Below are 22320 nucleotides of genomic sequence, written 5' to 3'. Positions count from 1 at the left end.
GGTGGAGAGGCGCGTCGGCCGGCTCGGGGCCGGCAGGGTCAGGTAAAGAGATCGAGCCGGAAGCGGCGGGCCATGAACGCCTGAAGGGTACGGACCTCCTCGAAGGCGAGCCGCAGGCGGCCCTGCTCCATACGGTTGAGGTGGTCGAGGGGGATGTGGTTGGTGGGCGTGAGACCCTGCCGAATTGCTTCCACCTGGCCCCTCAGCCGCAACAGGACGAGGAAGTTGAAGCTCTCCTCCAGGTCCTCCGCTTCCTTGGCGGTGAACGTGCCTGCCGTGACCAGGGACTGGAGGCGCTCCCACGTCCCCCCGCGGGGGAGTCCTGCCTCCAGGGCCAGGATCTTCACCCCTTCAGTGATGGCGAAGATTCCCGCTTTTTTCAGGTCCACACACCCCCGGTGATCGCCGCTGCGCTCCACCTTGATCCTGCCGAACATGCCGAGGGGAGGTGTGAACCGGACCACGTTGGCACCCATGTGGGCCAGATAGGCGGTGTCGCCCGCAAGCCGGCCGGCGATGTGGGGCTTCAGCGCCTGTTCCAGGGAGTGATCACCGTCGATTAAGCGCATGTCCATGAACATGCTGCTGTTGAGGATGTTCTCCGGAGTGGGTGCCGAGAGCCACTGATCCAGCACTGCGCGCCACTGGCTGAGGCTCCGGCGCCAGGCTCCGTTTCGGGCCATGATGCCGCCGGGGCAGGGAGGAACCCCGATGGCGACGAGATTGTCGATCAGGTCGAGGGAAAAGGCTTCGAGGCGCCTGACGTCGGTTTCAGAGAGGTCGTCGGCGTAGACAATGGCATTGTCCTGGTCGGTGGTGAGAGTCTGCTCCTGGCGCCCCTCGCTCCCCAGCACGATGAAGGCGAAGCGGTCCGTCAGGTCGGGGTAGCGCTCCCGTCGCAGCAGCGTTATGAGACGCACCAGGATCTGGTCGTTGAGGTGGGCTATCATCCGGACCAAGTCCCTGGTCGGCACCCCTGTTCCGGCGAGATGCACCACCAGGTTCTGAACCCGGACGTGGAGTTTCTCCAGGTCGGCCACGGAGCAGGCCTCCTCGATCTCCCGGACCATCTGCTGGGGGGAGCGGCTCTGGAGCCGCAGGATGTCTGAATCGGTGATTATCCCGGTGAGGCGGCCGGCCCCGTCGACCACGCAGACCCGGTGGATGCCGCTACGCGACATGCGATGCAGCGCCTCGAAGATAGAGTCGTCCTCACCCACCGTTATGAGGGGAGCATTCATGATCATTCCGGCGGTCATGGCGTGGCAGTCGGCGCCCCGGGCCACGACTTTGTTCCGCAGGTCCCGGTCGGTGACAATCCCGGCCGGGGTATCCCCCTTGCAGACCACCACGCTGGATATGTTGCGCTCGCTCATGGTGGCGGCCACGTCCACGAGCCGGTCGCCGGGCGCACAGGTCACCACCTGTCGCTGACAAAACGTTCCTACCGGCTGAAACATGAAGTTTTCTTCGGTCATGGCGCTACTCCAAGGAAGTGATGACCTCCGGCTCCAGGGCCGGGGGACAGGTACCTGACGGCCCAGGCGGCGATGATGCCGGCGGCATAGCGGGCGTCCTCCTCGGCCAGGAGCAGATGGTCGGCCCGGTCCAGGGCCACCAGGCTCCTGGGCTGGGGGGCCAGGGAGAAGATCCGCTCGGCGTGGTGGAAGCCCACCACCCGGTCGTCGGGGGCATGGAGTATGAGGAGCGGAACGCCGAGGGTGGCGATGGCCCCCTCCAGGCGGACGCCGGTCACGTCGTCCAGGAACGAGCGGCCGAGTCGGAAGGGGCGGCCGGCCACCATGACCTGGGCCGAGCCGTTCTGCGCCAGTTCGTCCTCCTTGCCGGTGAAGAGGTGGCGCAGCCCCGCCGGGCTCGCCGGTGAGCCGATGACCACGACCGCCCGGCAGCCCTTGATGGCTCCGGCCGCGGCAAGGCAGGTGGTGCCGCCGAGGGAATGGCCGATGAGCAGGCTGGGAGCGGCATGGGAGCGCTCCAGGAACGAGGCGGCAGCCAGCAGATCGTCCACGGTGGAGGTGAAACCGGTTTCGCTGAAGTCCCCCCCGCTCTCCCCCAAGCCGGTGAAATCGAAGCGGAGCACGCCGATCCCCTGCTCCGTGAGCACCCGGTTGATGGCGACCACGGACTTCAGTTCCTTGGAGCAGGTGAAGCAGTGGGCAAAGAGGGCGAAGGCGACCGGTTCCCGCCCCTCCGGCAGATCGAGGATGCCGGAAAGTTCCGCGCCGCGGCCGCCGGGGAAACGGAGGCGGCGCGAGATCATTCCTTCTCCCCCTCGCCGGCCCGGTCGAGTACGAGCGATGCCGAGTTGATGCAGTAGCGCCGGCCGGTGGGGGCCGGGCCGTCCGGGAACAGGTGCCCCAGGTGGGCGCCGCAGGAGGCGCAGTGGACCTCGGTCCGGTGCATGAAGAAACTCCGGTCCTCCTCGCTCTCCACCCCGTCTCCGTCCAGGGGAGCGGTGAAGCTGGGCCAGCCGGTGCCGGAGTCGAACTTGTCCGCGGAGTCGAACAGGGGCGCGCCGCAGCAGACGCAGCGGTAAGTCCCCCTGTCGTGGCAGTCCCAGTAGGCGCCGGTAAAAGCCGGCTCGGTCCCCTTGCGGCGGGTGATCTCGTACTGCTCCGGGGTCAGCTGTCCGCGCCACTGGGCATCGGTTTTCTCGATCTTCCTTTTCATGATGCGCCTCCGTGCTCCCTGCTCCTTAGCCCAGCTTCTTTCCCACCCGGCGGAGCAGGATCGAGTTGGTCACCACCGACACCGAGGAAAAGGCCATGGCAAGCCCGGCGAATTCGGGCCGGAGCGTGATCCCCAGCGGATAGTAGAGGACCCCGGCGGCCACGGGGATGCCGAGGATGTTGTAGAACAGGGCCCAGAAGAGATTCTGCTTCACCTTGGCCAGGGTCGCCCGCCCCAGGCGGATGGCGCGCACGGCATCCATGAGGTCGTCCCGCACCAGGATCACGTCGCCGGTCTCCTTGGCCACGTCGGTGCCGCCGCCGATGGCGATCCCCACGTCGGCCCGGGCCAGGGCCGGGGCATCGTTGATCCCGTCGCCCACCATGGCAGTGAAGTACCCCTTTGCCTGGTACTCCCGCACGATTTCCTCCTTGCGGCCCGGCAGGACTTCGGCCTCGAAGCTGTCAACCCCCGCCTCCCGGGCCACGGCGGCCGCCACCTCCCGGTGGTCGCCGGTGATCATGCAGGTGGCTATCCCCATTCGCTTCAGCTCGGCCACGGCCCGGGGCGAGCTCTCCTTGAGCCGGTCGGCCAGGGCCGCCACCCCCAGCAGGCGTCCCGCTTCGGCCACGAGGATGAGCGATTTCCCCTCCCCGGCCAGCCGGGATGCGGCCTGCTCCAGGGGCGAAGTGTCGATGCCCGCCCCGGCCAGGAACCGGGCGCTGCCGGCCGTTACCGGTTCACCGTCCAGGACGCAGGCCACGCCTCCCCCTTCGGTCTCCCGGTAGCCGTCCACCGGCGCCGGTACCACGCCCCGTCCGGCGGCGCCGCTTACCGCCGCCTGGGCCAGGGGATGGTTCGAGCGGGATTCGGCCGCGGCCAGCACCGCCAGCAGCCGCTCCTCCGTCACCCCCGGCGCCGGCACCAGGTCGGTGAGGGAGGGTTCGCCTCGGGTGAGGGTGCCGGTCTTGTCCAGCAGAATCGCCTGGACCCGGGAGATGTTCTCCAGCACCGAGCCCCGCTTGACCAGAATCCCCCGCGACAACCCCACCCCGCTCCCCACCATGATGGCGGTGGGGGTTGCGAGCCCCATGGCGCAGGGGCAGGCGATGACCACCACGGAGATGGCCAGCTTGAAGGCAAAGAGGAACTCCTGGTGGAGCCCCCAGAACCAGAGGGCGAACGTGAGGGCCGACAGGGCGATCACCACCGGCACGAAGACCCCGGACACCCGGTCGGCGAAACGCTGGATCGGCGCCTTGTCCGCCTGGGCCTCCCGCACCATCCGCACGATCTGGGAGAGAAGCGTTTCCTCGCCGATCCGGGTGGCCCGCACCAGGAGCACGCCGCTGCGGTTCACCGTGGCCCCGGTGACCGCGGCCCCCGGCCCCTTGTCCGCCGGGATCGACTCGCCGGTCACCATGGACTCGTCCACCGACGAGGTTCCCTCCACCACCTCCCCGTCCACGGGGATCGTCTCGCCGGGACGTACCCGCACCAGGTCGCCCACCCGCACCGCCGACGCGGGGACTTCCCGCTCTTGGTCGCCGGTCACCAGTCGCGCCTTGTCCGCCTGGAGCCGCAGCAGCTTTTTCAGGGCTTCCCCCGCCTTGCCCCGGGCCCGGGCTTCCAGGTACTTGCCCAGGCGGATGAAGGCGATGAGCATGGCCGAGGTCTCAAAGAACACGTGGCCGCCATGCTCGCCGAAGGCCCCGAAAAAGGCGAAGAGAGAGTAGAAATAGGCGGCCGAGGTGCCCAGGGCCACCAGCACGTCCATGTTGGCGCTGCGGTTTTTCAGGGCGAACCAGCTCCCCCGGTAGAAGGTGAGGCCGGCCGAAAACTGGACCGCGCTGGCCAGGACCAGGTTCATCCAGCCCACGGCCCGGTTGTCGTGGAGGGTCATGGTGGCCATGATGGGGAGCGACAGGAGCAGGCTGGCAACGAACCAGTTCCGCTGGCTTTTCAGCTCCGCGGCGGCCTCCCCCCCTTCCGCGTCGGGCTCCACGGGGGTGTACCCCGCGGCCACCACCAGGGCGAAGATGTCAGCCTTGCCCAGGCGGGAGGGATCGAACCGGACCAGGGCCTCCTCCTGGGCCAGGTTCACCACGGCGGCGGACACGGCCGGGTCGGCCAGGAGCTTTTTCTCCAGGTTCGCCACGCAGGAGGCGCAGTGGAGCCCCCGCACGCCGAAACGCAGCTCCCCGGCCGTCGTGCGCACCACGCCGTAGCCCAGGGCCTCCACCCGCGCCGCCACGGCGTCCTCGTCGATCACCCGTTCGTCGAACTCCACGGACAGCTCGGCGGTGGCAAAGTTGACCAGGGCCGAGGCAATGCCTGCCACGCCGCCCAGCTCCTTCTCGATCCGGGCCGCGCACCCGGCGCAGCTCATGCCGGTGATGGGAAACAAGACCTTACGCATTCGGATGTCCCTCCGTCAGGTATCCCCGCAGCTCGGCCGCGCAGATCTTCACCACTGCCGCCACCGGCACCGCCAGCACCACCCCCCAGAAGCCCATGAGCTCGCCCATGGCCATGAGGACAAAGATGACCGCCAGGGGGTTAAGCCGCAAAGTCCCCCGCATGAGGAGCGGCTTGATGAGGTTCCCTTCTATGATAACGCTGATCACGAAATATGCCGCGCAGACCAGGGGGATCACCGACATGTCGCCGGTTTCCGCATAGCCGATCAGGGCCGGCGGGATCACCGCCACCATCACCCCCACAAAGGGGACCACCGACGCGAATCCGGCCACCAGTCCGTTGAGCAGCGGAAACTCGATGCCGATGGCGTAGAGGGCCAGAGCCGACAGGATACCCACGATGACGCAGTCCAGGAGTTGCGCCAGGATAAAGCGCTCCAGGGACCGCTTGATCCGTCCTCCCATCTCCCGGAACGACGGCCGCTCCCGGTGGGGGACGAACCGGAGGACCAAGTCCTTCACAAAATCCTTGTAGTAGAGCATGAAGAAAACGAGGATCGGGGCGAGCACCAGGTTGAAGAGACCGAAGAAGGCCCGCGTGAGTTGCTGGTATCCCTTGCCCGTGAGCTCAAGGGCCAGCTTCTTCAGGGATTCCTCGGCCCGGGCGATGAGCCAGGTTCCCTCCTCGCCGCCGTAATAGGGGGTAAGGCGACCCTTCCACGTCTCCATGACCAGTTGCAGATTATCCACGTAGCGGGGGACCGCCCGGGGGAAGGCCTCCAGCTGGTGGCTGAGGTAGGGGATCAGGAGGATCAGGGCCAGGAGGATTCCCACGGCAATGGCGAGATAGAGCACGGCAATGGCCGGCAGCCGCCCCAGCCCCTTGGCCTCCATGAATTTCATGGCCGGATTGAGAAGATAGGCAATGACCAGCGAGGTGAGGACCGCCGACAGGGAGTGGACGGCGAAATGGCCCGCCAGGAGCACCAGCCCGAAGGTTATGGCCAGGAACCAGGCGATATGGGCCGCGTCGCGGGGGCGCACCGCCTAGCTCCGGAAATCGCCGCGACGGAGGTGGTCGGCGGCGGCACGCACGGCGGCGGCAATGGGAATGGCCAGCAGGATGCCCCAGAAACCCATGAGTTCGCCGAACACCATGACCACGATGATGGTCACCAGGGGGTTCAGGTCCATGGACTCCTTGAAGACCAGCGGCTTCACCAGGTAGCCTTCCAGAAAGTAGATGACCGAAAAGGCGCCGATCACCTGGAGGAGCACCATGCCGCTCTCGTACTGGACGTAGGCGAAGAACAGGGGCGGCAGGGTTGCCAGGATGACCCCGATGAAGGGGAGAACCGAGGCGAGCCCCGCGAACATGCCGTTGACGATGGGATAGTCGATGCCGATGACGAAGAGCGCCACCGTGGACAGGACCGCCACGATGACCGAGACAATGAACTGGCCGCGAATATAGCCGCCGATGCTCTCGTTGACCTCCCGCCCCAGGGCCAGGATGACCTCGCGGCGGGACGCGGGGAGCCACGCCGCCGTTGTCTCCATGAACTCCTTCTTGTACCAGAGCATGAAGAACACGAGGATCGGCGCGAGCACCAGGTTGAAAAGATTGAAGACGAGCCCCTCGGCCGCGGCGTAGACCCCCGCGCCGAGCTTGGCCAGCAGCTTGTCGGCCTGGCCGGCGGCGGTATCGAAGAGCCAGCGCCACTCATCCACCGCATAGGGAGGGACCGCCCGGCTCTTCCAGGCGAACACGATCTGCTTCCCCTTCTGGAGATAGGCGGGGAGCCCGGTGATGAACGCCTCCCAGCGCAGGCTGAGAAACGGTACGAGCACGATAAGGAAGAAGACGGAAAAGACCGCGAGAAGCGCGTAGAGGAAGAGGATGCCCCAGGGGCGGCGTACGCCGCGACGCTCCATCACCACCAGGATGGGGTCCAGGAGATAGGCGGTGACGAAGGACAGGAGAAAACAGGAGACCGTATGCCTGATCGCATAGCCTGCGGCGATCAGCGCCCCGCCCACCAGCAGCGCCGCCACGACCCTGTTCACCGCCGGTTGTTTGTCAGCCATCATCCGCTCCTGTGGGGCGCCGGCGTGCGGCACTCTCAGAAATCCTCCTCTTCGGCGCCGAAAAGGTCGTTCTCCTCCAGCCACCGCCGGGCCCGGTCGGAGATGAGCTCCTCCTTCATGGCCATGTAGCGGTCGAACTCCTCGGGGTAGAACGACAGGATCTCGTCCAGCCGGCCGTAGGGCTTTTTCCCCTCGAAGGAGCGCAGCAGCATCCCCTTGAGGCTTGCATTGCCGAGCCCCCTGATGAACTCGTGGAGCAGCAGCCGCTCCTGATCGTAATCGAAGCCGGGGATGCGGAGGAAACGGTCCTCGCTCTCTTCCATCTCCCGCCAGAAATCGTCATCGTCGAAATCGGACGGCACGGCAAAGATATCGCCCGTTTCCCGATCGAGAAAATAGGCCAGCGCCGTTTCCGGATTTTCGAACGCCTCCAGGAGATCATCCCAGAGTATTTCAATGTCGCGCATGAATCCCATGTTCACCTTACGCCTCGCCCGCCTCAACGCGCCTTTACCTTTGGCGGCCTTTCGATTATAGTGCCGCCATGCGTGCAATCTTCATCGCCGACGCCCACCTGCGGCAGCCGGGGGACCGAAACTACCGGCTGCTCATGGAGTTCCTGGCCGGGCTCCGGGGCAACGTCGACACCCTCTACATTCTCGGTGACCTCTTCGAGTTCTGGATCGGCTACGATCCGGTCCCCTTCACCCACTACCTCCCCCTTCTCGACCGGCTGCGGGAGCTGGTCGACAGCGGGGTCCGGATCGAGTACTTCGAAGGGAACCACGACTTCCACATGGGGCCGTTTTTCACGGAGACGCTTCGGGCAACGGTCCACCCGGGCCCAGCCGTGATCGACATCCAGGGGGAACGGTTCTATCTCTGCCACGGGGACGAGGTGAACCGGAAGGACTATCCCTACCGGCTCCTGCGGTTCATCCTCCACAGCTCCCTGACGCGGGCGGCCACCCGCATCGTCCCCCCCGCCGTGACCTGCCGGATCGCCGTGGGCATGTCGCGGGAAAGCCGCAAAAACCACGGCCGGCGCCGGCACCGCTGGGACTACGCCGCCATCCTCCGGGCCTTCGCCGCCGAGCGCTTCCGGGAAGGATGCCGCGCAGTCGTCGCCGGACACTTCCACCAGCCGTTCATCGATCGCAACGACGACGGCACGGTCCTGCTCTCCCTGGGCGACTGGCTCACCCACTACACCTACGGCGAATGGAGCGACGGCACCCTTTCGCTGAAGACCTACGGAACACCGTAACCCCGCCGCTAGACCCCGAACAGCGCCCGGTACTTTTTCACCCGCTCTTCCAGCGTCGGCGCCGCAATCCGGCGGCAGATCTCGTCGGGGCGGTACCCCCGGCAGACCGCCGGCCGCTCGTCGTAGGTGGCGCACAGCCCACCCTCGCCCAGATGGGGACAACGCACGCCCACCGGCTTGCCCAGCGTGCTGATGTCGGGTGCGATGCAGCAGGTACCGCATCTGAGACAGTCCATAATAACCCGGATCGTTGGCTACGGATTTCAGGCGACCGCCGCCGCCCGTCCTATTTGAAGAAGGCCTCCAGGGCCTGCTCGCCCACGTAGGACGCCTTGATCTTCCACTTGTCCTGGTTGATGACGAGGGCTGCCAGGGCTATTTGCGGGTTGTCGGTGGGAGCATAGGCGGCGAACCAGCTGTAGTGACCCTCGGGATCGGTACCGTTGATGGAGCCGGTCTTGGCGGCAATGGAGATGTCCGCCAGCTTGGGTCGACCGCGCTGGTCATGGAACGCCCGGCGGGAAGTGCCGGTGGTCACGGTGGAGGACAGCATCCGCGTGAGCTGCGCTGAAACGTCGGCCGTGGTCACGGTCCGCAGCGGCCGGGGCTGGTGGGTATAGGCGACCTTTCCCGACGGGTCACGGATCTCGTCAGCCAGGGAGGGGACGAGCATGGTGCCGCCGTTGGCAACCGTGGCCATCAGCACCGCCGCATGGAGCGGCGAAATCTTCACCTCGCGCCCGAGCCCGGCCCCCATGAGGCGCAGATCGTCGTCGGTGGCGGGGTGCTCGGCCTTGCTGGGCAGGACGGGCGTGCCGGGAAGCAGCGCATGGTTGAAGCCGAACCGCTCCGCGCAGCGAAGGACCGAATCGCGCCCGGCCACGTCGCAGGCAAGCCGGCCGAAGACCGGGTTCACCGATTTCCCCATGGCGGTGGTCAGATCCATCTCCTGGGCGCCCCGCTTGGGCAGGTCGCTCCAGTGGCGGGAACTCTCCGAGTAGAGCCCCCCCCTGAAGGGGATCACGGTGTCGGGAGAGACCTTGCCCTGTTCGAGGGCAGCGGTGGCGGTAATGATCTTGAACAGCGACGCCATGGGGTAGATGCCGTAGAACGCCTGCTGCTCCCAGCCCGGCAGGACCGAGGAATGGGCCACCATGGCCAGGATCCGGCCGCTGCGCGGTTCCATCGCCACAAAGACCCCGTAGGGGACCTGGAACTGTGTCAGGACGTCCTTGACCCGCTGCTGGACCTCTTCATTGATGGCATACACCACCGTGCCTCCGCCGGCGAGGGGGGCCACGAGGCGTCCCCCTTCGGCGCGAGCCGTGGGGAAGGCGCCGGCGGCCAGGCGGAAGGCGCCGAAAGTGTCCAGGTCCTTGAGGCTCAGCCTGCCCGGATGGGCCTCTTCGCGGACACTGGAAACGGCGGGCCGGCCCGAGAGGAGAAGGGACAGAACCGGGTAGGCGACCAGGAGCGCGGCAATGACGGGAAGCAGGAAGCGGAGACGTTTTTTGCGGGGAGGAGGCTCATCAAGCCTCTTGAAGGCATTGCGGGAGTCGTTCTTCCTCGACGTGAAGAACGAGGAGGCGGAGAATCGTTTCTTGCTCGTTAAATGTTTAAAATCCTGCATGTATGTTCATTTCGCACGGACATCGCGGCCGGCATCGCCGGCCCGGATGCGGGGTCACTTGAATGGATGGCAGACTGCCGCCACTATATAGGGAAAAGCCCCGCATTGTCAATGTCGGCGCCCGTTGGCGAGACAACATGAAACATATTTAATTCACTTCGTCCCCCTCGGCCAGGGTCCTGAAGTTCACCTCCCCCAGTTCTGCGGCCACGGCCCCTTCCATTCTCGCGGCCAGCCACTCCACCGCCGGGTCGAACCGCCCGGTCGCCAGGGGCATGGCGTGCCCCCTGAGCGACTCGATCAGTTCCCGGACCCGCATGTGCTCCAGTTCCCGGGCCGGGAGGTAGAGGGTTTCCTCGCCGCAGCTCTCGGCAAGCCACCCCTTGGCGACCAGCATGTCCAGCGTTTCCCGTGCGGTCCGCTCCGGAACGTCGAGCCGTTCGGCCAGGCGCTCGGCGTTCCAGGGCGCGCCATCGCGGAAAAAGGTCCGGCACACCTCCAGCAGCAGGGCCAGGGCCAGGCGCTCGCGCGCGGCGGGCTCCAGGTCGGGGATGTGGGTTTCGTGCCGGAAGGTGCGGCGATGCTGGTGGGCGTAGACCACCTCCACGCCGAACAGCACGATCGACCAGCTGGCATAGAGCCAGATCATGAAGACCGGCAGCACGGCGAGGGTGCCGTAAATTGCGTTGTACTTGGCCACACCCACCTGAAAGTGGATATATCCCCACTGGGCTGCCTGCCAGAGCGTGCCGGCGATGACCCCGCCCACCAGGGCCGAGCGGAAACGGACCTTGGTGTTGGGGATGAGCATATAGAGGAAGACTAGGGCGAGCCAGATGCTGACATAGGGAACCAGTCGGAAAGCCGCCACCAGCACGTCGCCCAGATAGGCGGTGCCGATCAGCCACTGGACCGCCTTCTGGCTCTCGAGGGTTGTGGTGGCGCTGATGGCGGCAAAGATGAGAATCGGGCCGAATACCATCACGCTCAGGTAATCGCTGAACCGCCGGAAGAGCGACCGGGTTTCCCGAACCCCCCAGATGGAGTTGAAGGTTTCCTCGATGTTCCCCAGCAGGGTGACGGCCGACACCATGAGGGTCACCAGGCCCACGGCGCCCAGGGAGCCGACCTTGGTGTTGTTGATGTAGGTAACGATCCGGTCGACGATTTCATGGGATCCTGCCGCGACCTGGTCGAGGATGAAGGGCTCCAGGGTGTTCTGCACCCCCAGCCCCTTGAGGACCGCGAAGGCAAGGGCAAAAAAGGGAACGATCGACAGGAGCGTGGAATAGGTCAGGGCCGAGGCGTGCAGCAGGCACTGGTCGTCCATGAAGTTGCCCACGGCGGTCACCGCCGCCTGGAGCGCGGCCACCAGCCGGCCGCGGACCGGCCCGAGCCCGTCGGTGTCCATGGCCCGGAACGTATCCAGGTAGCGGGTGAATGTGCTCTTTGACCCCTTCTCCATCCGCGCCCTCCGCCCTCCGGAGCGCACACGAAAAAGCCCACGCGGGGTGGGCTTGTTCGTGAGGCGCCGGGAGTGGCTACATCTCCTTGAACTTCTCGCGCTCCCGGTCCATGGCTTCCTTCCCCGCCTCGATAGCGGAGGTGATGATGGTCTTCTTCTCGGTGATGAGGTCCTTGGTTTCCTCGTAGGTATCCTTGATCTTGGACTGGGCCTCTTTCGTGAGGCCCTTGATCTTATCGAGGGCCTCATCGGTCATATCCAAGATGTTTTCGCGCATTTCCCTGCCGGTCTTCGGTGCGAGCAGAAGCCCCAGGCCCGCTCCCACCGCAGCTCCGGCCAGGAATGACAGGAATACCGTTCCGACGCTCGTTCCTCTTTCTTCAGACATACGAATTACCCCCTTTTCTTGATGAGTCGCTCCATGAGGTACTTTCCGGCCACCCGGGCGCCGGTGCTCCAGGCGGAGGAGGCCGCCGCCGCGTGGGCCACGCTGCCGATGACGGCATTGATGGTGCGGATGTTGCGCCCGGTGTCGCCCACGGCTTCCATGAATTCCTTCACGTCGTCCACCCGCTCGGCAACCCCTTCGGTGACGACCTTCAGCTCGGCAAGGGTCTGCTGGAGCTCCTGGGTGAGGGGCTTCAGCTCCTGTCCCACCTGGGCCATGACGCTCCTGAACTCTGCCGCGGTTCTCCTGATCTCCAGCAGCGTCGGAATGAGAAACGCCACCAGCACAACCAGTGCGCAGGCCATTACCAGTACGGCAAGTGCGCCAATGCTCATGAAGTCGATCCCTCCACGGTCTTAATGGGAAACAGTATAGTGCACGGGAGGGGGATTGCAAGGAACCCATCTGCCGCCAGGCCCCCGGCCCCCGCCGTTGCTGCTTCCGCGTGCGGTAAACTATAGCCAACGGCCCGTGCTTTTGCAAACGAATTGCTCGCCGTTTACGCAGATACGGCAACTTGGCGGCAAAATCCGGTTGACAAACCGGCCGGGGCTTCCGTATCCTTCACCAAAAGAGAATAGTAGACCTTCTTATCAAGAGTGGTGGAGGGAAAGGCCCTGTGAAACCACAGCAACCGGTCCGGCAGCGGACGCCAGGTGCTAAATCCTGCCCGAAAGGGAGCGATGAGAGGGAGCTTGTGACCACCGACGCGTACAGGCCCCTTCCCGTTTCCCGGGAGGGGGCCTTTCATTTTCGCCGCCGCGCGCACGCGCCCGTGGGGAATCATGTCCGTCGGCATCGTCGAAGAACAATCCGTCACCTTCGAAGCGGATCTCAGGCTGGAAAGCGGCCGGATACTGGGGCCCATCACCCTGGCCTACGAGACCTACGGCCGGCTGAACGCCGACCGGTCCAACGCCATTCTGGTGGCCCACGCCTGGACCGGCAACGCCCATCTGGCGGGCAAACACGGCGAAGACGACCCCAAGCCCGGCTGGTGGGACGCCATCGTAGGGCCTGGACGACTCCTGGACACCGACCGCTGGTTCGTCCTCTGTTCCAACGTCATCGGTTCCTGTTACGGCTCAACCGGCCCCGCGTCCATCAACCCGAAGACCGGCAAGCGCTACAACCTCTCCTTCCCGGTCATCACCGTGCGGGACATGGTACGGGCCCAGGCCCTGCTGCTGGACCACCTGGGCATCGACCGGCTCCTCACCGTCCTCGGCGGCAGCATGGGCGGGATGCAGGCTCTGGAATGGGCCACCCAGTTCCCGGACCGGGTCCGCTCGGCCATCGCCCTCGCCACCACGAGCCGCCCGTCGCCCCAGGCCATCTCCCTGAACGCCGTGGCCCGCTGGGCCATCTTCAACGATCCGTCCTGGAAAAAGGGGGAGTACCGGAAAAACCCCAAGGACGGCCTGGCGCTCGCCCGGGGCATCGGCCACATCACGTTCCTCTCCGACGAATCCATGTGGCAGAAGTTCGGCCGCCGCTATTCGGCCCGGGACGGCCTGTTCGACTTCTTCGGCCAGTTCGAGGTGGAACGCTACCTCACCTACAACGGCTACAACTTCGTGGACCGCTTCGACACCAACTCGTTCCTCTACCTGGCCAAGGCCCTGGATCTGTACGACGTGGCCTGGGGGTACGAGTCGCTGGAAGACGCGTTCAGCCGCGTCACGGCTCCGATCCAGTTCTTCGCCTTCACCTCCGACTGGCTCTACCCCCCCTACCAGACCGAAGAGATGGCCACCACGCTCCGGGCCCTGGGCAAGGAGGCCGAATACCACCTGATCCCGTCGGCCTACGGCCATGACGCCTTCCTCCTGGAGCACGAAACCTTCGCGCCCATGGTCCGGGACTTCCTGGCCCGCGTGGAGCGGGGCTAGGCCTCCGCACACAAAAAAACCCGGCGATCGTCCGCCGGGTTCCACTCACGCGCCGGTGATCCGCCGGTAGAGCTCCAGGTAGGCCTCCGCCTCCCGTCCCGGGGAAAAACGCTCCCGCACCAGTTCCCGTCCCTGTTCGCCGAGGCGCCGTCCCAGGGCGGGATTGCAGAGCAGATCCCGGGCCCGGTCCAGGAATTCCCGCTCGCCCCGGAACAGGAAACCGGTGGCTCCCTCCTTCACCACTGAGCGGTTGCCGTCGATGTACGACGCCAGCACGGGCTTGCCGAAAGCCAGAGCCTCCAGGACGCTGTTCGCCATCCCCCCCTCGAAGGTCGAGCTGTTGATGACCGCGTCTGCCCGGCGGAACAGGGCGCCGATGGCGTCACGCCCCACTTCGCCCAGGTAGCGGGCAAAGGGATGGCGGTCGATGGCCTCAAGGGTTGCGGCGCCGTACTCCCGGTCCAGGATCGGCCCGGCCAGCAGAAAGCGGACCCGCGGCTCCTCCCGGTGGAGCTCCGCCAGGGGGCCGAGGGCAAAGGCCGCATTCTTGACCGGCCGCAGCCCGGCCGGCAGAAAGAAGACGAACTCGCCCCCGTCGAACCGCTCTTCCCCCCAATCGAACTCTTCCCCGGGCAGTTCCACCCCCTGGGGGATGACAGCCATCGTTTCGGCCAGGGATGGATGATGATCAAGCACCCGGCACCGAACGCACTTGTGGAACGCCGCCACCGCGGCGGCATCGCGCAGGACCGCCAGGGTATCCCGGCGCCGGGTGTCCTCCAGCGCTTCATACACGTCCGAACCGGTCAGGGTGATCAGGTAGGGGATGCGCGTGGCCCGGCCGGCCTCCCGGGCCACGCGCCCCCCCAGATAGGCGTGCAGGGCGTGAATCAGGTCCGGCGGATCGGCCGTGATGCGCCGCAGGATATCCTCCGCGGGCGCGGCGTCAAGGGAGTGAACGGTCACCGCGTGCCCCGCGGCCCGGAGCTGTCGCTCGATCCGCCTGGCGGTGACGGCATTCCCCCGGGCAGGGGGATGGTAATAGGGGGTAATCAGAGTAATCTTCATCCGGTGCTCCCTTCCCTCCGCAGGGGGCCGATGGTAGCCCGAACCGGTGGCGGACGCAAGGACAAAGACCCTTGCGGGGCCGCTTCCGCTCATGGTATCGTGGCCCAACTCGCAGGGAGACCCACCCCATGAAGATTACCATACTCGGCAGCGGCACCTCCACCGGCGTTCCCATGGTGGGATGCACCTGTTCCGTCTGTTCGTCGACCGACCCGCGCGACAAGAGGACCCGCGCCTCCCTCCTCATCGAAGCGGCCGGCCGCTACATCCTGGTGGACACATCCCCCGACCTGCGGCGCCAGGCCCTGCGGGAACACATCCCCCACATCGACGCGGTGCTCCTGACCCACTCCCACGCCGACCACGTGAACGGCATCGACGACCTGCGCGGGTTCCACTTCATCCACCGGCGCGTGATCCCCTGCTACGGCAACCGCGAGACCATGGACGCAGTGCTGCGCAATTTCTCCTACATCTTCAAGGGAATGGAAGCGGCCGGCTATGCGCCGCTGCTGGACCCCCACGTGATCCACGATCCGTTCGCCCTGTTCGGCCGGACCATCGTCCCCATCCACCTCCACCATGGCACCATGCCCGCCACGGGCTACCGGATCGACGGTGCGGCCTACCTGACCGATTGCAGCCGCATCCCCGAATCATCCCTGGCGCTGCTGGGGGGGCTCGACCTGCTGGTGATCGATGCGCTCCGCTACACCCCCCACGAGAACCACTTCAACATCGATGGTGCGCTCGGGGTAGTCGCGGAGCTGCGCCCCAAGCGGACGATCTTCACCCACCTGACCCACGAAGTGGCCTACGCCGACGGCATTCGGCTGCCGGAAGGGGTGGAGTTTGCCTACGACGGGATGACCGTCTCGCTCTAAGTTGTCCGCCCCAGCGTATCGTCCTTGAAAAACCCGTGATTTGTCGATATAAGAGCTTATTCGCGAACACGCTCCGAGCGACGCATCTCCGGACAGGGCAGCCATGCACAGAGACATTCGCCTCCACGGCCAGATAGACGAACGGATCGAGTACTACGCCATCGTGGCGGGAGACGACTCGCACCAGCGCTACTTCTTCAACGCCGCGGAGGGGCCGGGGAGAGAGCTTCGCTTCTTTGCGCCCGGCAACGAATTCGTCCTGGGCCCGGGGGGCATCAGGCACGAGGGGAACGGCGGCTCCTTCTGCGAGTACATGTTCGGCGTGGACCAGCCGGTGCCGGACCTGGCCAAGGGCGACGTCATCAACCGGCTCGTCATGTACGGCGCCCGCATGGAGGAGGAGAGCGGCAACCTCATCTTCGACGACCGCACCGGCGGCCAGCTCGGCTTCGAAAAGATGTTTTTCGAAGGCAACGCCGTGGTCAACTACTTCTTCTTCATCTCCTCGGCCCGGGTGACCGGTCCCCTGAGACGGCAGCAGGAATCCATCGTCAGGACCATCGGCAAGACCCTCAAGCGCTCCGCCGCCGTGGGGGAGCAGGACGAAAACGCCCTCATCGCCGAGGTGCTGGCCCTCCTGAGCGATCCCACCGCCCTGTTCTTCCTCTTCAAACTGATCAACGTCCACCACCGGGAGTACCACGACACCTTCCGGCGGCTCTACTTCAGGAACAAGAAGATCGCCGACGACGACTTCGCCATGCTCACCGCCGTTGCCGCGCGTCACGACATCGACCGCTACCAGCAGGAGCGGATCAGGATCGACGTCATGTACAAGCACCCGGCCAACCGCCGGATCGTGGACGAGTACAAGAACATCCTGATCGGCTGCCACCGCAAGGGGGAGATCAGCCGGCTCGAAAACGCCCGGCTCACGCGGCTCAAGACCCTCTCGGTCCGCAACAAGATTCCGGGCGCGCTCTTCTACACCCTCGACGAAGTCCTGAAAAACGACAAGAAACTGGTGGCGCCCGAGGAGCAGGACTATCTCTCCGATATCCGCCAGATTCTCGAAGGAATCTTCCTGACCGAACGGGACATCGAGAGCTCCATCGACCGGGAGGACATGGCCCGGCTCCTCTTCGCCAAGAAAAAGGCCGCCGAAAACCGTGACCATTCCTTCGAGGAACTGCTGCTGGACGCCAGCCGCCTCTGCGACGAAAAGATGCGCGACGGCGCCGAACTGGCCATCATCGAGGGCTTTTCCTACCTGATCACCTTTTTCGACCGTTACGACACCACCTCCCAGGCCGTCAACCAGCTGGCCTTCATGGAAAACGTCCGGATCACCGAAGAAATGATCCGCAGCCTGCTGGGCAACAAGACCGCCTTCGACTCGCTTCGGGACGGCCTGTTCGACGAGCTCTTCATCGCGGGGCTCCTGGAAAACAAGTACCTGGGACGCTACGGCCGGATGAAGATCACCACCCTGCGGCGCGGCCTGGCGGAAATCGAACTGAACCGGCTCACGGTGACCGCCGTGATGGAGCAGCTGCTGACCATCGACCGGGAGGAGCGCCTGGCGATCCTGCTCCTGTCCCACGTGCGGGACCGCATCCGGAACTTCTACTCGAAGTACACCACCAGGGCCGATCAGCAGGCCCTCAGGCGCGAGGTGAACGAAGAACTGATCGCCAAGAAGCTCACCGACGGGAACGTCCCGGACCGGCTCTTCGACGAAACCATCCTCACCATCCAGAAGGAAGCGGTCTACCTCCACGGCCTCCTCCCCCGGATCATCGCCGACCGGGACACCGCCCTGCGCGAAGACTTCCTGGAAAACTCCGGCCTCGACCGCTTCTACGTGGAAGAGCTGGAACGGGAGTACTTCGAGTTGAACGAGCTGGATCTGGAGGAGCTGTACCAGATCAGGAAGGGTTTGAGTTAGGCGGGGGAGTCCGGCACCAGCTTTCAACTGCTGCTACAGCTCCGGGATGATCGCTCCCGGCAGCGGAACAGTCCGGTCCTTTTTCCCCTTGCCATGGATGGCCAGATTACCCGCATCAAGAATACTCCCCGGAATACTCGTTGTTCCCAGCACACGCACTCGCCTGCGCATCGATCATATCCTCCTCACCCTGCCATTCCGGCAAACCTGCCGCGCCGCCGGCATCGACCACAACACCCGCGCCATTGACAAGCCGTCCGACCACTGCCCCGTGTGGGTGGCAGTGTGAGCATCGCCTGAAATGCGGCCCCAAGGCCGCGGCGTATAGGGGTTTTCCTGATTGAACAGGGATGGTAATTGATCTATGAATAGGTGTTAGTGATGTGCGGGGGGAATTGATTCGAGAAGGCGGAGCCTTACAATGCCAATTTGACCGACGAAAGTGAGGTTCTAAGGCCTGGAAATACGTTCTTTGGGGGCTATTATTATGTAGTTCCAGGTTGTTAGCTTGGCCCGCCCCCCAGGGGCCATTGGCAGCATACGAGTAGCCAACCAGCGGCGGCAGCGGTCTCGCTAACGCTCCGCCGCTGGCGCCTTGAGACGTTGTACGCGAAGAAATGAAAGGCGAAAATGCGAATTTTTACGATTCAAAACGACGGCAAATTTGCGGAGTACATTTCCAAGCCATTTCAGGCATCACACCAAGAGAGAGTACTTGAGGAGTGGCTGGAGAGCAATCCTGATGGTATCGTTGAAGACGGAAAGCTACTGATCATCGGTCGCCAAATTTCAACAAACCTTGGAAGCATCATAGACTTACTGGCTTTGGACAGAGAAGGCGACGTAGTAGTCATTGAGTTAAAACGAGATAGAACACCAAGAGAAACCCTGGCACAGGCCCTTGAATATGCATCTTTTGTGGAAGGCCTCAACGTAGACCAACTTGAGCAGATATTAGGACAGTACCTAAACGATGAATCGATAGGTTTAGCAGAGTATCACCGGCAATACTTTACGCTAGAAATTGATGAGGCTGTTTCCTTCAACAAAGATCAACGCATAGTAATTGTTGGACAACGAGTCACCGACGAAATCAGACAGACCTCACTGTTCCTGAGAAACAAAGGCGTAAGAGTAACCTGCCTTGAGTTTTCATACTTCGAGTCAAACGGCGGAATGAGACTACTGTCTCACGACATCGTCGTTGGCGGAGAACCGAAAAAAACCACCCAAATATCTTCAGGCTCTCTTCCCATCACAACCACTGACGAGTTTCTAAATTCCTTGAACCAGTTTGGTAGACCCGTTTTTGAAAAAATACTTTCCTTCGCAGCAGAGGAGCATCTGCCGCTTCATTGGGGCACCAAAGGTTTTTCTGTAAACGTTGACCTCGCTGGAACCCATGTCGCTATTTGCTTTGGCTACCCGCCAAACGCTGTCTTTCGACAATCCATTTATACAGCGCTGTATGGCCGCGGAGGTCTGCTCAGCAAGATCAAAGTTGAGGAGGAGACCCTTTCAAAGCTGTTTTCAGAGGCGAAATCGACGGGATTCTTCAAGCCCGCTGGCCGTGAGCTGAAGTGGTCCATCGACAAGAACTACACAGCAGAAGAGATAGAGGCGGTTCTCCGCTGGCTCAAACGAGTGGTAACGGCGGTTACAGAGCGAGGGCTTCAGGCGTAGGAGCGCACAACCAGCGGCACCAGCGGTCTCCGCTTACGCTCCGCCGCTGGTGCCTTGAGCCGCTAGCAAAACCCAAACAGCATACCCCCCTCAATATCAATTCTCACTATTATTCACATACACCCACCGCACAGACAATAATAAGATGAAAATACTATTTATTTATCGTATTTTATCTATTCTCAATCTATTCTCAAAGGATCTCGGTCATGCGGGTCAGCAACCTCGATAATCCAGACCGGTTACTATCATACCTGGGCACAGGTGTATATTCCTCACCGGAAATCCAGCAACGCTTTCGCCTCAGTCAACCGACGGTTTCTCGCCTGCTTGCGCAACTGGGCGACAGGATAATCGCTATCGGGAGCGCACGGGCACGTCGCTATACGAGAATACGTGACATACGGGGTCTTGGCGGAGAATTCCCCATTTTCAAAATTGACACCCAAGGCAATGCCCACCAGATCGGGACATTATACGCTGTTGCGCAGGACCATTTTCTCTGGTCCCCCCTGAATGCTCGCGAACAAGTATTCCGAAGCCTCCCATGGTTCATTGCCGACCTCCACCCGGATGGCTTTGTCGGCCGCGCGTTCGTTCGTCAATTACACGTGGAATTAGGCCTTCCTCCTCGCAGTCTTGACTGGAATGAAGATCACGTGTTGTCCGCATTGGCACGTAGAGGCGAGGACACCGTGGGGAATCTGGTCATTGGCCGGGAATCTATTGAGAGATACTTCCGCATGGCTCGTGAGTTACCCGCGCCGATTCGGGAACAAGCGATTGCCGCTGCCTATCCGAGGTTTGCCCAAGAGGCCATAGACGGCCAACCGGCAGGATCATCTGCGGGTGGAGAACAGCCCAAATTTACCGCCAGTATCGAGCGTTCAGGAGCGGTTCGGAATGTACTGGTCAAGTTTTCTCCGCCTGTCAGCACAGACGAAGGAAGGCGATGGGCTGATCTCCTTATCTGCGAGCATCATGCTTTGGAAGTTGTAAACAAATCCGGTATTAGCGCGGTTCGAAGCACCATAATCGAAGCAGGAGGCCGGGTATTCCTGGAGGTAGTTCGTTTTGACAGAACAGGATTAATGGGGCGCCTGCCCATTGTTTCATTGCGGGCAATAGATAATGAATTCTACGGCTTTCGGGACAACTGGATTAATGCCGCAAACAGAATGGCAAGCGATGGAAGGTTGTCAACTCAGGATGCCGGTTCTCTCAGATGGCTCTCGGTTTTTGGCAGCCTGATCGGCAACAATGATCAGCACTTTGGCAATGTCTCTTTGATCATGCATGATGGCAGCAGGCGTTTCACGCTTGCTCCAGCCTATGATGTACTGCCAATGGCATACAGGCCGGTAGACGGGGCTGCTCCATCCCGTCCTCTCACGGTTCCTGCGGTTGTTTCCGGTGCCCCCAACGAATGGTCCTCAGCACTTGAAAGTGCCGGCCGATTCTGGAACCGAACAACGTCCGACATTCGTATTTCAGAAGAATTTCGAGCAGTTTGTTCGGCTAACTATGCGATAGTGAAGGAATTACAAGCTGGACCTCGTTTATTCGCGTAAAGCACAATGGCAGGGGAGTTTAAGGTGGGCCAACCAGTGGCGATTCAAAGTATGATACATAAGGTCCACGGAATTTCGGTGGAAGATTGAACAACATGCCTCTTACAAAAGAAACTACAGAAAATACTACGCCTCTTGTCCTGATTGTTGATGATAGCCGGGCAGTCAGAGCATTTGTCCGAGAGCTGTTGGAACAAGTGGGATATGCCGTTATCGAGGCGAATGACGGTATTGCCGGGCTCGAAGCAATCGCGACCAGAAAGCCTGATGTCGTGCTGCTGGATATTGAAATGCCGAATAAGACAGGGCTTGAAGTGCTCGATGAACTGGACGTTACCAACCGACTCTTCTCCATTATTCTGTTCACTACCCTGTCAAGCCTTGACGCCATTGTTGACGGCCTGGAACGTGGGGCAGATGACTACATAGTCAAGCCCTTTAAAAAAGCTGAATTCATGGCTCGTCTGACCGCTGCAATCCGGATTGCCCACAACAAGAAGTTGCTGTTTGAAGCTCGAATGACAGCAGAGCGCACTATTGAACAGATGCGCCGGATGCAGAGCATATTATCTGATCAAAAGCTGATCGAACAAAAAATCAGGGAAACATCTGAAGCGCAGAGTGCCACCATTTTCGCAATGGCAAAGTTGGCCGAATCCCGGGATGAGGATACCGGAGGGCATTTAGAGCGAGTTCGAGAGTATTGCCGAGAGCTTGCAAAAGATCTCCGCCGCCACTCATCATATTCTGATCATATAACGGCGGAATTCATTGATTGTATTCAGCATGCAGCTCCTCTCCATGATATTGGGAAGGTTGCCATTCCTGACGGTATTCTCCAGAAACCCGGAAAACTTACCCCTGAAGAATTTGAAGCGATGAAGTCTCACACCGTTATCGGTGCCGATACCTTGCAATTGGTCTTCAACAGCTACCCTGGCAATATGTTTATCGGGATGGGTATCGAGATAGCTCTCTATCATCATGAACGATGGGATGGATCGGGCCATCCCGATGGCCTGGTAGGCAAGAACATCCCCTTGCCCGCCAGAATCATGGCCCTGGCGGATGTGTATGACGCCTTGCGATCGGACAGGTGTTACCGCAAAGGCTTAACCCATGATCAGGCCAGGACTATTATTCTTGAAGGCGATGGCAAGCACTTTGACCCTGAAGTGGTTATGGCATTTTTACGCATTGAGGGTGTTTTTGCCAGAATCGGGCATGACATCTAGAACGGGAAACGGGCTGAGCTGACCGGGCGC

21 protein-coding genes and 1 riboswitch are annotated in these 22320 nt (G+C 62.6%); of the genes, 7 read left to right on the top strand and 14 right to left on the bottom strand.

Annotation, left to right across the window (positions count from 1 at the left end):
- Window positions 1–38 precede the first annotated feature (38 nt).
- Genes AABA48_RS02645 through AABA48_RS02615 form a run of 7 tightly spaced genes read right to left on the bottom strand, consistent with a single transcriptional unit; the run spans window position 39 to window position 7675 of the window.
- Complete coding sequence (locus AABA48_RS02645; protein WP_286351991.1) at window positions 39–1478, bottom strand: putative nucleotidyltransferase substrate binding domain-containing protein; 1440 nt, start codon at window positions 1476–1478, stop codon at window positions 39–41.
- On the bottom strand, window positions 1475–2281 hold the full coding sequence (locus AABA48_RS02640) for an alpha/beta hydrolase family protein (protein WP_338270983.1): 807 nt from the start codon (window positions 2279–2281) through the stop codon (window positions 1475–1477). The genes AABA48_RS02645 and AABA48_RS02640 overlap by 4 nt, the downstream gene beginning before the upstream one ends.
- A complete protein-coding gene (msrB, locus tag AABA48_RS02635) occupies window positions 2278–2691 on the bottom strand; it encodes a peptide-methionine (R)-S-oxide reductase MsrB (RefSeq protein ID WP_010943090.1) in 414 nt (137 codons plus the stop codon). Before msrB ends, AABA48_RS02640 begins: the two co-directional genes overlap by 4 nt.
- A gap of 25 nt (window positions 2692–2716) precedes the next feature.
- Window positions 2717–5110, bottom strand: a complete 2394-nt coding sequence (locus AABA48_RS02630; RefSeq protein ID WP_338270981.1) for a heavy metal translocating P-type ATPase — start codon at window positions 5108–5110, stop codon at window positions 2717–2719.
- On the bottom strand, window positions 5103–6155 hold the full coding sequence (locus AABA48_RS02625) for an AI-2E family transporter (protein WP_286351987.1): 1053 nt from the start codon (window positions 6153–6155) through the stop codon (window positions 5103–5105). Before AABA48_RS02625 ends, AABA48_RS02630 begins: the two co-directional genes overlap by 8 nt.
- Before the next feature lie 3 nt (window positions 6156–6158).
- A complete protein-coding gene (locus AABA48_RS02620) occupies window positions 6159–7199 on the bottom strand; it encodes an AI-2E family transporter (protein WP_286351986.1) in 1041 nt (346 codons plus the stop codon).
- A gap of 35 nt (window positions 7200–7234) precedes the next feature.
- A complete protein-coding gene (locus AABA48_RS02615; RefSeq protein ID WP_286352504.1) occupies window positions 7235–7675 on the bottom strand; it encodes a UPF0158 family protein in 441 nt (146 codons plus the stop codon).
- Between the two features lie 68 nt (window positions 7676–7743).
- Here AABA48_RS02615 and AABA48_RS02610 point away from each other — a divergent pair, with 68 nt between their 5' ends.
- Window positions 7744–8466, top strand: coding sequence for a UDP-2,3-diacylglucosamine diphosphatase (locus tag AABA48_RS02610; RefSeq protein WP_286351985.1), 723 nt, complete (start codon window positions 7744–7746; stop codon window positions 8464–8466).
- Window positions 8467–8474: 8 nt separating this feature from the next.
- On the opposite strand, the gene AABA48_RS02605 is transcribed toward AABA48_RS02610, so the two are convergent.
- From AABA48_RS02605 to AABA48_RS02585, 5 genes are all read right to left on the bottom strand, one after another.
- A complete protein-coding gene (locus AABA48_RS02605; protein WP_338270979.1) occupies window positions 8475–8702 on the bottom strand; it encodes a YkgJ family cysteine cluster protein in 228 nt (75 codons plus the stop codon).
- 50 nt (window positions 8703–8752) lie between these two features.
- Window positions 8753–10096, bottom strand: coding sequence for a penicillin-binding transpeptidase domain-containing protein (locus AABA48_RS02600; RefSeq protein ID WP_338270978.1), 1344 nt, complete (start codon window positions 10094–10096; stop codon window positions 8753–8755).
- 148 nt (window positions 10097–10244) lie between these two features.
- Window positions 10245–11561 carry a YihY/virulence factor BrkB family protein gene (locus tag AABA48_RS02595; RefSeq protein ID WP_338270976.1) on the bottom strand — a complete coding sequence of 439 codons (1317 nt, stop codon included), beginning with the start codon at window positions 11559–11561 and terminating at the stop codon, window positions 10245–10247.
- Between the two features lie 76 nt (window positions 11562–11637).
- Complete coding sequence (locus tag AABA48_RS02590) at window positions 11638–11949, bottom strand: YtxH domain-containing protein (RefSeq protein WP_338270974.1); 312 nt, start codon at window positions 11947–11949, stop codon at window positions 11638–11640.
- 5 nt (window positions 11950–11954) lie between these two features.
- Window positions 11955–12344 (bottom strand): DUF948 domain-containing protein, encoded by a 390-nt coding sequence (locus AABA48_RS02585; RefSeq protein ID WP_010943100.1) that lies wholly within the window; start codon window positions 12342–12344, stop codon window positions 11955–11957.
- A gap of 252 nt (window positions 12345–12596) precedes the next feature.
- A riboswitch (SAM riboswitch) is annotated at window positions 12597–12699 on the top strand.
- A 95-nt stretch (window positions 12700–12794) separates the two neighbouring features.
- Here AABA48_RS02585 and metX point away from each other — a divergent pair.
- On the top strand, window positions 12795–13901 hold the full coding sequence (gene metX, locus AABA48_RS02580) for a homoserine O-acetyltransferase MetX (protein ID WP_338270972.1): 1107 nt from the start codon (window positions 12795–12797) through the stop codon (window positions 13899–13901).
- Between the two features lie 45 nt (window positions 13902–13946).
- On the opposite strand, the gene AABA48_RS02575 is transcribed toward metX, so the two are convergent.
- Complete coding sequence (locus tag AABA48_RS02575; RefSeq protein WP_338270971.1) at window positions 13947–14969, bottom strand: GPMC system family 4 glycosyltransferase; 1023 nt, start codon at window positions 14967–14969, stop codon at window positions 13947–13949.
- A 128-nt stretch (window positions 14970–15097) separates the two neighbouring features.
- On the opposite strand from AABA48_RS02575, the gene AABA48_RS02570 reads away from it, so the two are divergent.
- Together AABA48_RS02570 and AABA48_RS02565 are read left to right on the top strand one after the other, a co-directional pair.
- Entirely contained in the window at window positions 15098–15853 is a 756-nt protein-coding gene (locus AABA48_RS02570) for a GPMC system MBL fold metallohydrolase (protein ID WP_010943103.1), read from the top strand.
- A 103-nt stretch (window positions 15854–15956) separates the two neighbouring features.
- Window positions 15957–17801 (top strand): TIGR04442 family protein, encoded by a 1845-nt coding sequence (locus AABA48_RS02565; RefSeq protein WP_338270970.1) that lies wholly within the window; start codon window positions 15957–15959, stop codon window positions 17799–17801.
- Between the two features lie 33 nt (window positions 17802–17834).
- Here the strand turns inward: AABA48_RS02565 and AABA48_RS02560 are convergent, their stop codons facing one another.
- Entirely contained in the window at window positions 17835–17972 is a 138-nt protein-coding gene (locus AABA48_RS02560; RefSeq protein WP_286351977.1) for a hypothetical protein, read from the bottom strand.
- Window positions 17973–18431: 459 nt separating this feature from the next.
- On the opposite strand from AABA48_RS02560, the gene AABA48_RS02555 reads away from it, so the two are divergent.
- The 3 genes from AABA48_RS02555 (at window position 18432) to AABA48_RS02545 (ending at window position 22290) form a co-directional block, all read left to right on the top strand.
- A complete protein-coding gene (locus AABA48_RS02555; RefSeq protein ID WP_286351976.1) occupies window positions 18432–19484 on the top strand; it encodes a hypothetical protein in 1053 nt (350 codons plus the stop codon).
- 209 nt (window positions 19485–19693) lie between these two features.
- A complete protein-coding gene (gene yjjJ, locus AABA48_RS02550) occupies window positions 19694–21055 on the top strand; it encodes a type II toxin-antitoxin system HipA family toxin YjjJ (protein ID WP_286351975.1) in 1362 nt (453 codons plus the stop codon).
- A gap of 95 nt (window positions 21056–21150) precedes the next feature.
- Complete coding sequence (locus tag AABA48_RS02545) at window positions 21151–22290, top strand: HD domain-containing phosphohydrolase (RefSeq protein WP_338270968.1); 1140 nt, start codon at window positions 21151–21153, stop codon at window positions 22288–22290.
- Window positions 22291–22320: the final 30 nt, after the last annotated feature.

It is taken from the genome of Geobacter sp. 60473, from assembly GCF_036323535.1.
GTDB lineage: Bacteria > Desulfobacterota > Desulfuromonadia > Geobacterales > Geobacteraceae > Geobacter > Geobacter sulfurreducens.
The sequence above is the reverse complement of the archived record's forward strand: the minus strand, read 5'-3'. Positions and strand labels throughout refer to the sequence as shown.

Excerpts from the sequence above, each read along its gene's own strand:
- AABA48_RS02585 (WP_010943100.1), bottom strand. The coding sequence starts at position 12,344 with ATGAGCATTGGCGCACTTGCCGTACTGGTAATGGCCTGCGCACTGGTT.
- AABA48_RS02645 (WP_286351991.1), bottom strand. The coding sequence starts at position 1,478 with ATGACCGAAGAAAACTTCATGTTTCAGCCGGTAGGAACGTTTTGTCAG.
- AABA48_RS02600 (WP_338270978.1), bottom strand. The coding sequence starts at position 10,096 with ATGCAGGATTTTAAACATTTAACGAGCAAGAAACGATTCTCCGCCTCC.
- AABA48_RS02630 (WP_338270981.1), bottom strand. The coding sequence starts at position 5,110 with ATGCGTAAGGTCTTGTTTCCCATCACCGGCATGAGCTGCGCCGGGTGC.
- AABA48_RS02565 (WP_338270970.1), top strand. The coding sequence starts at position 15,957 with ATGCACAGAGACATTCGCCTCCACGGCCAGATAGACGAACGGATCGAG.
- metX (WP_338270972.1), top strand. The coding sequence starts at position 12,795 with ATGTCCGTCGGCATCGTCGAAGAACAATCCGTCACCTTCGAAGCGGAT.
- AABA48_RS02555 (WP_286351976.1), top strand. The coding sequence starts at position 18,432 with ATGCGAATTTTTACGATTCAAAACGACGGCAAATTTGCGGAGTACATT.
- AABA48_RS02560 (WP_286351977.1), bottom strand. The coding sequence starts at position 17,972 with ATGCGCAGGCGAGTGCGTGTGCTGGGAACAACGAGTATTCCGGGGAGT.
- AABA48_RS02595 (WP_338270976.1), bottom strand. The coding sequence starts at position 11,561 with ATGGAGAAGGGGTCAAAGAGCACATTCACCCGCTACCTGGATACGTTC.
- AABA48_RS02640 (WP_338270983.1), bottom strand. The coding sequence starts at position 2,281 with ATGATCTCGCGCCGCCTCCGTTTCCCCGGCGGCCGCGGCGCGGAACTT.
- AABA48_RS02620 (WP_286351986.1), bottom strand. The coding sequence starts at position 7,199 with ATGGCTGACAAACAACCGGCGGTGAACAGGGTCGTGGCGGCGCTGCTG.
- AABA48_RS02590 (WP_338270974.1), bottom strand. The coding sequence starts at position 11,949 with ATGTCTGAAGAAAGAGGAACGAGCGTCGGAACGGTATTCCTGTCATTC.
- yjjJ (WP_286351975.1), top strand. The coding sequence starts at position 19,694 with ATGCGGGTCAGCAACCTCGATAATCCAGACCGGTTACTATCATACCTG.
- AABA48_RS02615 (WP_286352504.1), bottom strand. The coding sequence starts at position 7,675 with ATGGGATTCATGCGCGACATTGAAATACTCTGGGATGATCTCCTGGAG.
- AABA48_RS02545 (WP_338270968.1), top strand. The coding sequence starts at position 21,151 with ATGCCTCTTACAAAAGAAACTACAGAAAATACTACGCCTCTTGTCCTG.
- AABA48_RS02605 (WP_338270979.1), bottom strand. The coding sequence starts at position 8,702 with ATGGACTGTCTCAGATGCGGTACCTGCTGCATCGCACCCGACATCAGC.
- AABA48_RS02570 (WP_010943103.1), top strand. The coding sequence starts at position 15,098 with ATGAAGATTACCATACTCGGCAGCGGCACCTCCACCGGCGTTCCCATG.
- AABA48_RS02575 (WP_338270971.1), bottom strand. The coding sequence starts at position 14,969 with ATGAAGATTACTCTGATTACCCCCTATTACCATCCCCCTGCCCGGGGG.
- AABA48_RS02610 (WP_286351985.1), top strand. The coding sequence starts at position 7,744 with ATGCGTGCAATCTTCATCGCCGACGCCCACCTGCGGCAGCCGGGGGAC.
- msrB (WP_010943090.1), bottom strand. The coding sequence starts at position 2,691 with ATGAAAAGGAAGATCGAGAAAACCGATGCCCAGTGGCGCGGACAGCTG.